This window comes from Arcobacter venerupis (assembly GCF_013201665.1).
Lineage (GTDB): Bacteria > Campylobacterota > Campylobacteria > Campylobacterales > Arcobacteraceae > Aliarcobacter > Aliarcobacter venerupis.
This window is the reverse complement of the sequence record NZ_CP053840.1, coordinates 2,120,643-2,135,703: the sequence shown is the minus strand read 5'-3', so window position 1 is coordinate 2,135,703 and position 15,061 is coordinate 2,120,643. Positions and strand designations below refer to the sequence as shown.

Annotated in this window: 13 protein-coding genes and 4 tRNA genes; 7 read left to right on the top strand and 10 right to left on the bottom strand. The window is 25.2% G+C overall.

The window, feature by feature from the left end:
• The first annotated feature begins 169 nt into the window (after positions 1-169).
• From AVENP_RS10655 to AVENP_RS10635, 5 genes are all read left to right on the top strand, one after another.
• On the top strand, positions 170-802 hold the full coding sequence (locus tag AVENP_RS10655; protein WP_128359445.1) for a hypothetical protein: 633 nt from the start codon (positions 170-172) through the stop codon (positions 800-802).
• Between the two features lie 4 nt (positions 803-806).
• Positions 807-1,346, top strand: a complete 540-nt coding sequence (locus AVENP_RS10650) for a DedA family protein (protein ID WP_128359446.1) — start codon at positions 807-809, stop codon at positions 1,344-1,346.
• 64 nt (positions 1,347-1,410) lie between these two features.
• Complete coding sequence (gene dbpA, locus AVENP_RS10645) at positions 1,411-2,784, top strand: ATP-dependent RNA helicase DbpA (protein ID WP_346726422.1); 1,374 nt, start codon at positions 1,411-1,413, stop codon at positions 2,782-2,784.
• Positions 2,785-2,804: 20 nt separating this feature from the next.
• Positions 2,805-5,207 (top strand): diguanylate cyclase domain-containing protein, encoded by a 2,403-nt coding sequence (locus tag AVENP_RS10640; protein ID WP_128359448.1) that lies wholly within the window; start codon positions 2,805-2,807, stop codon positions 5,205-5,207.
• Between the two features lie 59 nt (positions 5,208-5,266).
• Entirely contained in the window at positions 5,267-5,548 is a 282-nt protein-coding gene (locus tag AVENP_RS10635; protein WP_128359449.1) for a peptidylprolyl isomerase, read from the top strand.
• Here AVENP_RS10635 and AVENP_RS10630 read toward each other — a convergent pair.
• From AVENP_RS10630 to AVENP_RS10615, 5 genes are all read right to left on the bottom strand, one after another.
• Positions 5,545-5,928, bottom strand: a complete 384-nt coding sequence (locus tag AVENP_RS10630) for a hypothetical protein (protein ID WP_128359450.1) — start codon at positions 5,926-5,928, stop codon at positions 5,545-5,547. The two genes, AVENP_RS10635 and AVENP_RS10630, sit on opposite strands and share 4 nt — an antisense overlap.
• 82 nt (positions 5,929-6,010) lie before the next feature.
• On the bottom strand, positions 6,011-6,649 hold the full coding sequence (pdxH, locus tag AVENP_RS10625) for a pyridoxamine 5'-phosphate oxidase (protein ID WP_128359451.1): 639 nt from the start codon (positions 6,647-6,649) through the stop codon (positions 6,011-6,013).
• A gap of 51 nt (positions 6,650-6,700) precedes the next feature.
• Positions 6,701-8,431, bottom strand: a complete 1,731-nt coding sequence (locus AVENP_RS10620; protein WP_228201889.1) for an HD domain-containing protein — start codon at positions 8,429-8,431, stop codon at positions 6,701-6,703.
• Between the two features lie 104 nt (positions 8,432-8,535).
• The gene (locus AVENP_RS16015; protein ID WP_268907622.1) at positions 8,536-8,670 is read right to left on the bottom strand and encodes a hypothetical protein; all 135 of its coding nucleotides are present in this window, start codon (positions 8,668-8,670) and stop codon (positions 8,536-8,538) included.
• A gap of 4 nt (positions 8,671-8,674) precedes the next feature.
• Entirely contained in the window at positions 8,675-10,051 is a 1,377-nt protein-coding gene (locus AVENP_RS10615) for a PhoH family protein (protein WP_128359453.1), read from the bottom strand.
• Positions 10,052-10,193: 142 nt separating this feature from the next.
• Here AVENP_RS10615 and AVENP_RS10610 point away from each other — a divergent pair, with 142 nt between their 5' ends.
• Positions 10,194-11,879, top strand: coding sequence for a bifunctional diguanylate cyclase/phosphodiesterase (locus AVENP_RS10610; protein ID WP_128359454.1), 1,686 nt, complete (start codon positions 10,194-10,196; stop codon positions 11,877-11,879).
• A 10-nt stretch (positions 11,880-11,889) separates the two neighbouring features.
• On the opposite strand, the gene AVENP_RS10605 is transcribed toward AVENP_RS10610, so the two are convergent.
• The gene (locus tag AVENP_RS10605; RefSeq protein WP_128359455.1) at positions 11,890-12,399 is read right to left on the bottom strand and encodes an NADPH-dependent FMN reductase; all 510 of its coding nucleotides are present in this window, start codon (positions 12,397-12,399) and stop codon (positions 11,890-11,892) included.
• 145 nt (positions 12,400-12,544) lie between these two features.
• Between AVENP_RS10605 and AVENP_RS10600 the strand changes: the two genes are divergently transcribed.
• Entirely contained in the window at positions 12,545-14,434 is a 1,890-nt protein-coding gene (locus AVENP_RS10600) for a sensor histidine kinase (RefSeq protein WP_128359456.1), read from the top strand.
• A gap of 125 nt (positions 14,435-14,559) precedes the next feature.
• Here the strand turns inward: AVENP_RS10600 and AVENP_RS10595 are convergent.
• From AVENP_RS10595 to AVENP_RS10580, 4 genes are all read right to left on the bottom strand, one after another.
• Positions 14,560-14,646: transfer RNA gene (locus AVENP_RS10595), tRNA-Leu, on the bottom strand.
• A 30-nt stretch (positions 14,647-14,676) separates the two neighbouring features.
• A tRNA-Phe gene (locus AVENP_RS10590) sits at positions 14,677-14,752 on the bottom strand.
• Between the two features lie 19 nt (positions 14,753-14,771).
• A tRNA-Tyr gene (locus AVENP_RS10585) sits at positions 14,772-14,856 on the bottom strand.
• 23 nt (positions 14,857-14,879) lie between these two features.
• Positions 14,880-14,954: transfer RNA gene (locus tag AVENP_RS10580), tRNA-Gln, on the bottom strand.
• Between the last annotated feature and the right edge of the window lie 107 nt (positions 14,955-15,061).

Below are 15,061 nucleotides of genomic sequence, written 5' to 3'. Positions count from 1 at the left end.
TTTGTAACTTATATAAGCGCCCAATTATATATTATTTATCTTAAATAAGTATGAAAAAAATGTATATAGAATAAATATTATCTTTTGGTGACAAATTTATCGGCAAAATTTTAGATTTAATAAAACTTTGGATAAAATCGGAACATTTTATAAATAGGATTATATAGAAATGAGAAAAATAAATATTAAAGATTTAGAATTAAATATTGATATTACATACATTTTAAATTTATACGCTTCAAAAACTCCAATTATTATTGATGTAGATGGAAATATTTTTACAAAAGAGGAAGAAGTAAAGAAAAAAGCTGTAATTTATCGGAATCACGAAGTAAAACAATTATCTTCAATGCTTGATGCAAAAGCAATTGCTTCACATCTTTTTGCAGATTATAAAGTAAATATCATAGGAACAATTTGCAAAATAAAGCCAGTTTCAAATTGGCAAAATATTATAGATATGAATAAAACAACTATGCTTTATTTTGATCACCAAAGTGATGGTGTCGAAATATTTGAAGATAAAGAACTTGAAGATTATGGTTGGAATGCAAGCGCTTTAGAGATTAATTATAGAGAAATCAGTGAATTTATTGAAAAATCGTGTGATGGTGTTTTACTTTGTTATGATAATGAAATACAATTTAGTGGTTTTGTAATAGTTAATGATTTAAGTGATGTAAAACAAAAAGTTAAAGAGTACATAATAAATAAAGCAAAACAAAATATAAAAGAGCAACTAATTGATATTGAAAATGATGATGTTATAGATGCCTTAGAATTTTTTGGAATAAAGGCATAAATAAATGGAAGATATTATACGAGATTGGGGTTATTTAGCTCTATTCTTATACTCTTTTGGTGGTGGATTTGTAGGTTTGGTTGTTGCAGGAGTTTTATCATACTCTGGTGATTTAAATATTTATATTTCAATTCTAGTAGCTGGCGTTTCAAACTTCTTAGGTGACCAGTTTTTATTTTTTTTAGCTAGAAAAAATAAAAATTATGCAAAAGATATGATGAAAAAATATGGTAGAAAAATTGCTCTTGCCCATTTAATGATGAGAAAATATGGCTCTTTTGTAGTTTTTGTACAAAAATATATTTATGGAATAAAAACATTAATTCCACTTGCAATGGGACTTACAAAATATTCTGCAACAAAATTTGCAGTTTACAACTCACTAGCAACCATTCTTTGGGCTTGTGTGGTTGGATATTTAAGTTTTACAGCAGGAAAATATATCCTTAGTTTAGGTGATGATTTTAAATATATAGGATTAGGAATAGTTCTTGTGATTTTTTTATTAATAACTTATATTTTTAAAAAAATAGAAAAAAAATAATACATACACAAAAGTACTTTATAGTTTTAGATATAATAAATAAAAAAACTATAAAGGCTTTCCCATTTTAATCGAAAATTTTTCAAACTTAAATCTTCCAAAAGATTTTTTAACAAACTTAGACTCTTTAGGTTACACAAAATTAACAGCAATCCAACAAAAAAGTTTACCTTTAAGTTTAAATAATAGTGATTTAATAGCTCAAGCAAAAACAGGTTCTGGAAAAACTGTAGCTTTTTGTATTCCAATACTAAATAAATTAAATATCAAAAATTTTAGAATACAATCTTTAATAATAGCGCCAACAAGAGAATTAGCAAATCAAATAGCTCAAGAATTAAGAAAATTATCAAGACATATACACAATCTAAAAGTTCTTACACTTTGTGGTGGAACTCCATATAAACCTCAAGTTTTATCTTTAAGTCATGAAGCCCACATAATTGTGGCAACTCCAGGGCGTGTGTTAAAACATATAGAAGAAAATAATATAAATCTTGAAAATTTAAATACTTTAGTTTTGGATGAAGCAGATAAAATGCTTGATATGGGATTTTATGATGATATTATGAAAATAATTGATACTTTACCAAAAAAGAGACAAACACTTCTTTTTTCAGCTACTTATGAAAAAAATATTGAAAAATTAGCTTCAAATGTATTAAATAATCCAGTTACAGTAAAAGTTGAAAATGAAGAGAAAATACATATAAAACAAAAATTCTATGAAGTTAATGAGGGAACTAAAACTGCTTTAATTCCTGCACTTATTTCATCAAACAAAGCAAAATCAATTTTGATTTTTTGTAATATGAAAATAAAATGTGAGGAGTTAGCTGATGATTTATATGCTTTAGGATTAGATGTGCTAACACTTCATTCAGATTTGGAACAAAAACAAAGAGATGAAACAATAATCTTATTTTCAAATAAATCTTATTCTATTTTAATTGCAACTGATGTAGCTTCACGAGGTTTACATATTGATGATGTTGATTTAGTTATAAACTATGATTTGTCTTTAGATGAAAAAATTCATACACATAGAATTGGAAGAACAGCAAGAGCTGGAAAAGGTGGGCTTGCAGTTTCATTATATACTTCAAATGATTTTGATAGGGTAGAACTTATTAAAGATACTTTTAGAGATATTGAAGATGAAAGTATTGATAAAATTGAAGATGATTTATCTTATAAAATTGATTCAGGATTACGAACAATATTTATAAATGGTGGAAAAAAACAAAAATTAAGAGCAGGGGATATTTTAGGTGCATTAACTGCTGGAATTGGTTTAGAAAAAACTGATATTGGTAAAATCGACATTTTAGATTTTGCTTCATATGTTGCAATTAATAAAGAAAAAATATCTTTTGTCCTAGAAAAGTTATCAAAAGAGAAGATTAAAGGTAAATATTATAGAATCTATGAAAAATAATGAAATAAAGGAAAGATTTATTGTTTAAAAATACATTATTCCTTAAAATTATTCTTATATTTACTTTACCTGCTTTAGGTATTTTATACTTTAGTTCAGTTTTAGTTTATGAAAAAGTACAATCATTTAATGAAATTGATGGAATTAATAATAATCTAAACTATCTTACAATTACAGAAAAACTCATTGACTCTTTACAAAAAGAAAGAGAGTTAACTGTAATTAACTTTTTACAAAAAAACAATAAACTAAAATTAGATGAAGTTAGATTATTATCAAATGATAACTATGAAAAATTACAAATATTTTTCAAAAAAGAAAGTTTTAATAGTAGATTTACTCAATTAAATTCAGAAATAATTAGATTAAAAGAACTTAGAATTAAAATTGATAAATCTAATATTACACTTGATAAAATTTTTGAAGAGTATGATAATTTTAATAAATTTTTATTAGATTCATTGTATTTATTAAAACCAATAAAGTTAGCTTATGATTTTAATAGTGAATTTAGAAATATTGTATATTTTTTAAATTTTAAAGAGTCAACTTATATCGAAAAAACAATGTTTATTTCATATTTTATGAATAGTAATATTAACGATAAAGTTTATGGTTTACTTATGAAAAATTATACCTTACAAGAAATAAATAAAGATTTGTTTTTGAATAACTCTAATTTGGATATTGTTCAGAAATATAATTCTAAATTAAATGAAGAGTATTTTAATAAGATATTCATGCTAAGAAACAATATCAAAAATAAGAATTTCTCACAATTTGAATTAAATCTTGAAGAGTGGGATAAATTATCTATTGAAAATATAGAATCATTAACAAATATTTATAAAAATTTACTTACTTCATTAGATAATCATGTAATAAGATTTAAAAATGATGCCATTGTCGAAAAACAAAAAAGTCTTATTTTCTTAGCAGTTTCTTTCTCAACTCTAATAAGTTTATTATTTGTATTGAGAAATATTATTTTCAATGAACAAAAAAGTTTCCATAAAGTTCAAAAACATAAAGAAGTGTATGAATTATTGAATAAAGCAAATAAGTTTTTGTTAAAAATAAATAATAGAAAAAAATTATTTTCGAACATTTGCGAGTTACTCTCTGAAAATAATAAAATTCAATTTTGTTTTATTTATGATTTGCATTCCGATGAGATAATTGCTCAAGATGGTGAATTAAAATTAAAAATATTAAATCAAAGTCATTTCTATAATGATAAAAATAAAAATAATTTAATTTCTAAGACTATTAAATGGGAAACAAATATTATTATTAATAATTTCACTGAAAAAAATATATCAGTGTTTTATGAAGATGCAAAAAATTTAAATATAAAATCTATGGCTTCTTTTCCTATTAAAAAATTTAATAAGGTAGCGGCCACACTTGCAATATATTCAAATCAGTTAGACTTTTTTGATCATGAAGTTGAAATACTTTTTGATAAATTAGTAGGAGATATTACTCATTGTTTAGAAAAAATTGATTATGAAGAAAATAGATTAATTCAAGAAGATGAATTAAGATTATCTTCATATGCTTTTGAATCCAGCGAACCTATGATTATTACAAATGATATAGGTGATATTGTAAAAGTTAATCAAGCATTTTGTAATGTAATGGGATATCCAAAAGATCAAATTATTGGTAAAAATCCAAGAATATTTAAGTCTGTTCATCAAGATAAAAGATTTGGTGATATTTTATGGAATGAATTAAAAGTTAAGGGATTTTGGAGTGGAGAAGTTTATAATAAAAAATCAACAAGTGAGATTATTCCTTTAAGAAGTACAATAACTGCAATAAAAGATAAAAATGGGAAAATCACACATTTTTTAGGGCAATACATAGATATTGGAGAGCAAAAAGATAAAGAAAAAGTTCTTGAATATCAAGCAACCCATGATAATCTAACAGGTCTTCCAAATAGATTATTATTACTTGATAGAATTGAACATGCTATTACAAAAGTTGTAAGACATAAAATGGTGGGTGGTTTAATATTTATTGATTTAGATAACTTCAAAGAAGTAAATGATACTTTAGGTCATCATATTGGAGATGCTTTACTTATAATGGTTGCTAAGAAAATAAGAGAAGTTGTAAGGGATGAAGATACAATAGCCCGAATTGGTGGAGATGAATTTATAGTTTTACTTGATAATGTTGGAAATAATAAAGTTGATGCAAAAATTAATATTAATAATTTAGCTGAAAAAATAAAAGAAGCACTAAATAGTATTACTCATATTGAAGGAAAAGTAAATGTATCAACTCCTAGTATTGGAATTACGCTATTTAGTGATTCAAGTGTTAGTATAAAAGATATTATTAAACAAGCAGATACAGCTATGTATGTGGCTAAAAAACAAGGTAAAAATGCTATTGAATTCTTTGATTAAGCAAGTGATTAAATCTTTATGATAGAATTGCGCCCCTATAAAATTTATTAAGGATTATTATGAAAAGTGCAACAGCAAGACATTTATTAGTTGATAGTGAAGAGTTATGTTTAGATTTAAAAAAAAGAATATCATCTGGTGAAAAATTTGAAGATATAGCAAAAGAGTATTCTTCATGTCCATCTGGTTCAAATGGTGGAGATTTAGGTACATTTTTTGAAGGACAAATGGTTCCTGAATTTGATGCTGTAGTATTTAATGAAGCTATAAATGTAGTTCATGGTCCTGTTAAAACAGACTTTGGTTTTCATTTATTAGAAACAACTTCAAGAAGAGATTAATCAATCTCTTCTTCGAGTTCTTTTGAATACTCAGTAACTTCTTCATCCCATAAAATAGAAACTCCATACTCTTTATCTGTAATTACATATTTAAAATATTCACTAGTACCTCGTCTTCCATGAAGTCTTACTATTACTTGATCTTCTTCTAGTAATTTTTTCATTTCATATTTTGAGAAACTTCTTTTATTCCATCTTAAAAAAACATTTGAATAGACTCTAAAAGTACAAGTTGAATCTGATGTAAAAACAAATTGTTCACTATCATCATACTCTTTTTTAGAATTTTCACAAGAATAAAGATTTACTTTTTTCCCATTTGCAGTGCTTTTAATTGCATGAACATTTCCCTTACAATATGGACATTTTCCTAATATCATATTTTAAACTCCAAATAAATATTTGATGAATTTTACTTAAAATTTAAAGTAGTATTCAAAAATATTACAAATTGAAATTTATTTAAGGTGCAAGTCTTGAAATACTCCAAGAATTCTCACTTTGTAGTTCATAAACAAATCTATCGTGAAGCCTATCTTGTCCACCTTGCCAAAACTCAATTTTTGTGGGTTTAATTATATATCCACCCCAAAAATCAGGAAAAGGAACTTCTCCTTTTACAAATTTTCTTCTTATTTCATCAAACTTTTGCTCTAGTAAACTTCTTGAGCTTATTATTTGACTTTGGTGAGAAACCCAAGCGCCTATTTGGCTACCTTTAGGACGAGAAAGAAAATATTTTAGTGATTCAGTTGTTGAAATCTTTTCTATATTTCCCTCAACTTTTACTTGTCTTTCTAAATCAAGCCAGGCAAAAAGTGCTGCGGCTTTTGGGTTTTCATTAATTTGAGACGCTTTTTTACTTTTATAGTTTGTAAAAAATACAAAACCTTTTTCATCAAAGATTTTAAGAAGTACAGTTCTAATACTTGGCATCATATCAGCTCCAACAGTAGCTAGTGAAAAAGCATTTGGTTCTGTTAGTTTTGCATCCATTGCTTGATTAAACCAAGTTTCAAACTGTAAAAAAGGGTTTGGGTTTAGATCTTTTATATCTAAACCTTTTGTTGTGTATTTAGCTCTTAGGTTTGTTAAATCCAAAATTTATCCTTTGAATTAATATGAGTTATTTTAGCCAAATAACTATTTGTTTCATTCCTCAAAAATGTCGAATAATATATTTCTAAGCTCAATTTTCATCTCTTCATTTAAAATTTTCTTATTTGAATAAAGATAAAAAGGAACTGTATTTCTCATTGAGTATTTTAATCTTTTTCTTAAAGTTGAAATTTCATCAAGATTTATTAATTCATCTCCATCATATAGATAAAAATCTTTTGCAATACCTAGTTTAAATGAAACAATTTGATATGAGAAAAATAGATTATCTTCTTGATTTTCCCATCTTTTTATAAAATTATCTAAGGCAAGTTGTAACTCTTTTAATCTATTATCTGTGATATAACCAAAACTTTCTCTAAATTTATATCGCTCAACTGTTGTGAAATCAAGAACTTTATAGAACTCATTTAGATTTTTCCATGGACTTCTAAATCTTCTTTTTCCAAATAAAACCTCTTCAAAACAGTACATATATTTTATATCTTCTTGGGTTTGATTTTCTTTGTCTTTTATTTCAAAATATTTGGTTTTAAATAAAGAAATTAGCCAGTTTTCATCAAGCATTGAGATTATATCAAGCTCTTTTTGTTTATTTTGAGTGTTTTTGAAATTCCATAACATTGAAATATTATTTGATATTTTTTCATTTATATCACCAGATTCAAAATATTTTGTTGATAAATATTGAACTACATTTTCAAGTAAAGTATCTGTTTTTGCAATTCCATGATTAAAAATTACTTTTTTATAAAGATTAAATCTCATCTCTAACATGTGTTCTAAATCTATTAAACTCATATCAAAAAAGCTTAAATAAAATTTCTCATTTTTCTCAACCAAAACAGCTTGTTTTGTGATTCTAATATGATCATTTGGTCCAGTTATATAACCACTCGCTAACATATCACGATTTATGTAATCAAGTCTATCAGCATCAACTGTACTATCAATAAAATTATGTAAAACTTTAAAATCAAAACCTTCAAAAACTTGTTCTTCTAAAATCAAAATCGATAATCTTTTGATTAATTTCAAATACTCTTTTTCATAAGATTTTACAAGTAATTCTTCAAGTTCATAATCAAATAAAAGCTTTAAAAGATTTTCTCCAATAGCTTCATGTAAAACTTCTTTACCATTATTTGTTATGCTTTCATAGTTATCTTTGAATTTAACTTCTTTTTCACAAATAATCTCTTGATTTAACTCTTTTTCTTTTATTTTGTCATAAACTTTTTTTAGTGCATATTCTACTTGGTGAGAAAATGGTAAATGTCCCACATCATGAAGTAGAGCAACAATTCGTAAAGTTTGTAAAAAAATAGTATAAGTTGCCCTTTGAGCTTTTGATTTTGTGGGAATCGTAAATTGATATAATGCTTTATTATCAAAATACTCCATATCATCAATACTTACTTTTAGATTTTCTTCTTTTATAATAGAAACTATCACTTTTTTTAAAGATGATAAAAAATCATTTTTTGTTCTTTTATCTGCATTAAGTAGGGCATTCTTAAACATAAAAGAGGCTAAATGCATAGTTCCTAATGAGTGAATAAATCTTTTAGTTGTAATTGAAGGATATGAAAAATACGCCAAAGCATTTTGAGTTATGAATTGTAATCGATTTACTATTTTTGTTTGAAGAATCTTATCTTCAAGTTTTGTATACTCTATATGATTGTATATAGTGTCATTTATCAGTCTATTTTGAATGAGATATTCCTTTTGTTTATATTTTAATATTATATTTTTCTTCAAGTGTATTATTGCTTAATTTAAATGTATATATAAATTAATTTCCATTTAATTCTAATAATTATATTATACTAATAACTATTATCAAAAAGAGGAATTATGGAAGATTATATTATATATGGCATTGTAATATTAGCTGTGTTTTTTCTATATAAAAAAACATTTGGGAAAAATGCTGGTTGCGGTTGTTCTGGTAAAAGTAAATGTTCTAAAAAATAGAACATTATTGTTCTATTTTTCATTTAATCAATCTTTTCTATTTTCAAAAATACGCTCTGTAAATTGGGCGAATTTCCCACGAACTGCTTTTTCTAACTCTATTGCAAACATTTTAAGTTCTGGATGAGTTTCATTTGTTTGTTTTAGAAGAGTTGTTAATCCATTATTATATTTATTTAAATATAGATTATCAATTTGTCTATTTGAACCAATTACAATAGCCATACAACTCTCATCAAGTCTTGAAAGTATCAACTGTGTTGTTTTTTCACTTGAGTTTTGCCATTCATCCATTATCACAATTGAAGCTGATAGCGTTCTTCCTCTAGCTTCTCCTGGCCAAAGTGTTTCAATACAATATTTTGATCTTAATTCATCTATTTTTGATTCTATTGATTCTTGATTCTCTCTATTTTCACTTTTTTTAAGATGCTTTTTTGCAATAAATTCTAAGGTATCCATAAGTGCCATATTATAGATTCTAAACTTCTCATCATTTCCTGATAAATATCCAATATCAGCACCTTTATCAAGGGATTCTATAGAATTTCTAACATAAACAATTTTGTCATATAATCCTAAATCAATAAGTCTCATAGCACTCACAACTGACATCAAAGTTTTTCCACTTCCAGCTTTTGCATCAATTACAAGTAAATCGTATATATTCGATAAAATGGCTTTTGTAAATAGTTTTTGTTTTAAATTTACAGGTTTTACATTTAACGCTTTAAAATCATTCTCTTTTAAAATATCAATTCTTTTATCATGAATAATTGCGTATTCCACATTTCCATCATTACTTTCAAAACTATATGCAAAGTTTTCAGGTTCATATTCACTATCTACTAAAGTAATATCTTTATTTTCTAAACTGTTAAATAATGAAGAATCAAATTCTATTGCTTTAACAAAGTTAAACTTTGGAACAGTAGATTTATCGTCATGCAAAGTTTCTGTTTTAATACTTTTGAATAAAGCAAAAGTTCTTGCATATACATCAAGAGACAAAAAGATTGTTTGACAACCTTTGTAGTATTCTTGGGCAATTGATGCTACTTCTATTATTCTCTTATCATTTGATTCAGAAATATGAATTTGCTCAATTACTGTGTCATATTTATCTTTTGAGATAATATCAATATTTATTTCATCATTAAAAAGTTTCACAACTTTAAAGCCAAGTTTATAATCAACTTCTTTTATTTTCATCTTTGCTAATAATCTTGCAAACTCTCTTGAATAATACCCAAGTTCACTAGACAGTTTCTTTTTATCCTCTAATTCAAGAAGAACTGTTTCAGGTACTACGATGTGGTTAGTTTTATTGTCTGAAATTTTGTAGAGATTTTGAAGGTTTTGTAAGATGATGTTTGTGTCTAGGACATATACTTTTTCTTTCATAAGAAATTCTAGCATAGATTGATAACAATAAAGTTACATTATTTGCATAATTTTTATAAATCTAATTTATAATTATTTTCTCATTTCTTAACTTTACATAAATAATTGTATAATGGATAAATTACTTAATTTAAGGATTTATGTGAATTTAACACTTGAATATGGTTTATTATTTATAGCTATTTTAATTATAATTTATTTACTTTCTGAGTTAAAAAACAAAAGAAAGTTAAAAAGAGAAAATCATATATTAAAACAATATCGAGAAGTAGTAGAAGATAGTAATATTATTTCTAAATCAGATTTAAGAGGTAATATAACTTATGTAAATGATAAATTTTGTGAAGTTACTTTATATGAAAGAGAAGAAATTATAAATAAACCTCACAGCATATTAAAAGGTGAAAATTCAAAAGAAGTTTTTAAAGAGTTATGGGAAACAATAAGCAATAAAAAAACATGGCGTGGATTTTTAAGAAATAGAAGAAAAGATGGCGAATTTTATTATGTTAATATTACTATTCGACCTATTTTAGATGAAGATAATGAAATAATAGAGTACATTGCAATTAGGCATGAAATAACAGATTTAATTCATAAATCAATAGAGTTAGAAAAAAGTTTAAGGGAAGATTTTTTAACAAAAGAGGGGAATAGATTTAAGTTATTTGAAGATATTAAAAAATCAAAAAAACCTTCTTTATCACTTTTAGATATAAATGGATTTGGGGATATAAATGATTTTTATGGATATGAGGTTGGGGATGAAGTTTTAAAAATTATTTCAAAAGAATTTAGAAAATTCATGGGAAATAAATACTCTTTATATAGAATTTATTCAGATGAATTTGCAATTTTAGCAGATAATGAGGATAGAGAACACTTCATTAGATTTATAAAGTTTATTACAGATTCTATTTCATCTTCTCCTTTAAAGATAAAAGGTAAAGAAATCTATGTTCAAATGCGTTTTAGTTTATCTTTTGAAGAAAAAGATAGTTTGAAAAAAACTGCAAACATAATACAACGATATTCAAAAGTAAATAAAGATATTCATATTTATGACAAAAAATTAGAAATTGAGAAAATTTATGAAAAAAATATTATGTGGACAAGTAAGTTAAAAAAAGCTTTTGAAAGTGATAGTATTATTCCATATTATCAAGCAATATACAATATAAAAACAAATAAAATTGAAAAATATGAAGCATTAGTTAGATTGATTGACGAACGTGGAATAGCTATTTCTCCATATTATTTTTTAAATATTGCAAAAAAATCGAAACAATATTTAAAACTTACAAAACGAGTTATAAAAAAATCATTTGAATATTTTAAAGATAAAGATTATGAATTTTCTATAAATTTAACTCTTGAAGATATAAAAAGTAAAATTATCTCTTCATATGTGATGGAAATGCTAAAAGAGTACGATATTGCTTCAAAAGTAGTATTTGAAATAGTTGAATCAGAAGGAATTGATGATTTCTCTGAAGTTAATAGTTTTATTGATACAGTAAGAGCTTTGGGTTGCAAAATTGCGATTGATGACTTTGGGAGCGGATATTCAAATTTCGAATATTTAATAAAATTAAATGCAGATTATATAAAAATAGATGGCTCTTTGATTAAAGATATTTTAGTAAATAAAAATAGTCAAGAAATTGTAATAACGATACTTGATTTTGCTAAAAGACAAGGATTTAAAACAATTGCTGAGTTTGTATCATCAAAAGAGATTTTTGAGAAAGTTAAAGAGTTAGGTTTTGATTATGCTCAAGGATATTATATAAGTGAACCAAAACGTGAAATTTTACTAGAAGCCTAAGAGTTAACTCTTAAGCTTTAGATAGTTTTACAAGATTATTAATCATAGAAATTGCTGTTTCTTCATTTAAAGGTTTTTCGTAAGTAGTTAAAATTTCTCTTGCAAGAATATTTGCACCTAAATGTTGAAATTGTATTCTCATAGCTTGAAGACCTTTTGCTCCACCTCCACCACTGTGAGTTGCTAGAGCAACTGTTTTTTCATTGAAAGCATCTCTCCAATCTTTTGTTGCTCTTGACGTCCATGCCATTGCATTGTTTAATACAGGAGGCATTACCCCATTATATTCAGGAGCTACAATTATAAATGTATTTAATGCTAATATTTTTGTTGCAAGATCTAAAACAACCTCTGGAATTCCATTTTCTTGTTCTTCTACTGTACTATATAAAGGTAGTCTTAAATCAACTAAATTTATTAACTCAGCTTCATAACCAAGAGTTTTTGCAATTTCTTGAAGTTTTAATCCTAATTTTAAATTATTATTCGAACTTGCTACTAATATTCCTATTTTTGACATAATTATCCTTATTTATATTTTTAAAGTTTGATTATAACAAAGCAATACTTTTATTCAGGATAATAAAAAAATAATAAAATTTGTTTTACTTTAAAATAAAAAACTGCTACAATTTCTCAGTGTTAATCCAATATTAAGTATTAAAATGAAAATTGCAAAAGAAGAAAAACTTTTAAAAATAATAAAATTTACACCATCAATATTTGTAATAATTATTTCATTGTTTGTGATTTTATTTTTATATTTTGAGAATAAAAAAACATTTATTGAAGAAAAAAAAGAGATAGAAGAGAAATATGTTTTAGAAAAAAAAGAACTAATACAAGAAGAAGTAAATAGAGTATATACATTTATAGAACATTTACAAAAAAGTACAGAACAAGAGTTGAAAAAAAATGTTAAAACTAGGGTTTATGAAGCTCATGCGATTGCAACTGGAATTTATAATAAATATAAAGATACAAAAAGTAAAGAAGAAATTTTTCAGCTAATTAAAGTTGCATTTAACGATATTAGATTTAACGATGGTCGAGGATACTATTTTATGGATGATGTAAATGGTGTAAAACTGTCTCATCCTATTGATACTTCAATTGAAGGCAATAATTTTTTAAATTATACAGATGTAAAAGGTTATAAACTTTTTGAAACAATAGTAAAAACAATAAAAGATAAAACAGAAAGATTTGATGAATATTATTGGTATAAACCAAATTCAAATAAAGAAATAGGAAAAAAAATATCATTTTATAAATATTTTGAGCCATTAAATATAGCAATTGGTAGTGGTGAATATTTTGATGATTTTGAAAGAAATATACAAAAACAAGCTTTAGAATATATAAATTTAATTAAATTTGATAAAGCAGGTTATATTTTTATTATAGATAAGAATAAAGAATATTTAAATCATTTTAGTAAGAATTTAGTTGGTTTAAATATAGATAAAATGCCAAATGATGTGAAAGAAATAACTTTAAAATTATGGCAAATAGGAAAAAGTGGAGATGGATATTATACTTATATTCAAAATTCGAAACCTTATTCTAATGAAGCTGCAAAAAAAACTAGTTATGTAAAAGGTTATAAAGATTGGAATTGGGTTATTGGTTCAGGTTTTTATGAAGATGATATTTTCCAAGAAATTTTAGAAACTAAAAAAAGATTAGATGAAAAATATGAAAATTATATTAAAAATATTTTAATTATTGGTTTTGTATTAATAATCATGTTATTAATTATCTCAAAATATGTTTCAATTTACTTAGAAAATAAATTCAAAGAGTATAAAATTGAATTGAATAAACAACAAACAATCTTACATCAACAATCAAAAATGGCAGCTATGGGCGAAATGATAGCAAATATAGCTCACCAATGGAGACAACCATTATCAACAATTACAACAGCATCAACTGGAATGGTACTACAAAAAGAGATGGGTGTATTAACTGATGAATTCTTCTTTGAAGCATCTAGAAAAATTAATTCTTCAGCTCAGCATTTATCTAAAACAATAGATGACTTTAGAAACTTTTTTAGTCCAAATAAAGTGAAATCAAAAGTTTATATTGGTACTTTATTTGAAACAACTTTGGATTTAATTTCTGCACAGTTTAATGCAAAAGATATAAAAATTATAGAAAATATTGAGAATATAGAATTAATTACTTATGAAAATGAATTGGTTCAAGCTTTAATTAATATTTTAAATAATGCAAGAGATGAATTAATTAAATTACCTAACGAATTTGAAAAACTTATATTTATAGATGTTCTAAAAAGTGATAAAGATACTATTTTAATATATATAAAAGATAATGCAGGTGGAATTGAAGATGAAAATATAGATAAAATATTTGAGCCATATTTTAGTACAAAACACAAATCACAAGGTACAGGAATTGGACTTTATATGACAGAAGAGATAATTACAAAACATTTAGATGGTCAAATTTTTGTTAAAAATAAAGAGTTTATGTATAATGATAAATCATATAGAGGTGCTCAATTTATAATAGAACTTAGTTTATAAATTATTGAGTGATAAAAATATATTTTTATCACAGTTGTAAAATTGAAAAAATCTGTAATCTAATATAGTTCAAGTTTTGTTTTAAATTTTTGAGTTTTATAAAAAAGGATTTGTATCACACAACGTGGTGCGAATGGTGAGAATCGAACTCACACTCCGAAACCGGAACGGGATTTTAAGTCCCGCGCGTCTACCTATTCCGCCACACTCGCACATGTGTATATTTAAGACTTCAAAAGAAATGGTGGCTCGAGACAGAATCGAACTGTCGACACAAGGATTTTCAATCCTTTGCTCTACCGACTGAGCTATCGAGCCATTTTTTCTTTTAAAAAAGTGGTGGTGAGAGAAGGATTCGAACCTTCGAAGCCGTAGGCGGCGGATTTACAGTCCGCAGGATTTGACCACTCTCCAACCTCACCGTTGAAAACTTTACTTAAACTAATGGATGGGGTAGAAGGATTCGAACCTTCGAGTGACGGTACCAAAAACCGTTGCCTTACCGCTTGGCGATACCCCATTAATTTAAGTGGACGGAATTATATACTTTAAATAATTAAAGTTAGCTAAAATTAAAATATATTTTTAAAATATATTTTCTTTACTAAGAACCTAATTTATGGTATT

What these genes read in the sequence shown, in the direction of transcription:
- AVENP_RS10655 (WP_128359445.1), top strand. Translation starts at nt 170, where the DNA reads ATGAGAAAAATAAATATTAAAGATTTAGAATTAAATATTGATATTACA.
- AVENP_RS10650 (WP_128359446.1), top strand. Translation starts at nt 807, where the DNA reads ATGGAAGATATTATACGAGATTGGGGTTATTTAGCTCTATTCTTATAC.
- AVENP_RS10635 (WP_128359449.1), top strand. Translation starts at nt 5,267, where the DNA reads ATGAAAAGTGCAACAGCAAGACATTTATTAGTTGATAGTGAAGAGTTA.
- AVENP_RS10630 (WP_128359450.1), bottom strand. Translation starts at nt 5,928, where the DNA reads ATGATATTAGGAAAATGTCCATATTGTAAGGGAAATGTTCATGCAATT.
- AVENP_RS16015 (WP_268907622.1), bottom strand. Translation starts at nt 8,670, where the DNA reads ATGAAAAATAGAACAATAATGTTCTATTTTTTAGAACATTTACTTTTA.
- AVENP_RS10615 (WP_128359453.1), bottom strand. Translation starts at nt 10,051, where the DNA reads ATGAAAGAAAAAGTATATGTCCTAGACACAAACATCATCTTACAAAAC.
- AVENP_RS10605 (WP_128359455.1), bottom strand. Translation starts at nt 12,399, where the DNA reads ATGTCAAAAATAGGAATATTAGTAGCAAGTTCGAATAATAATTTAAAA.
- AVENP_RS10600 (WP_128359456.1), top strand. Translation starts at nt 12,545, where the DNA reads ATGAAAATTGCAAAAGAAGAAAAACTTTTAAAAATAATAAAATTTACA.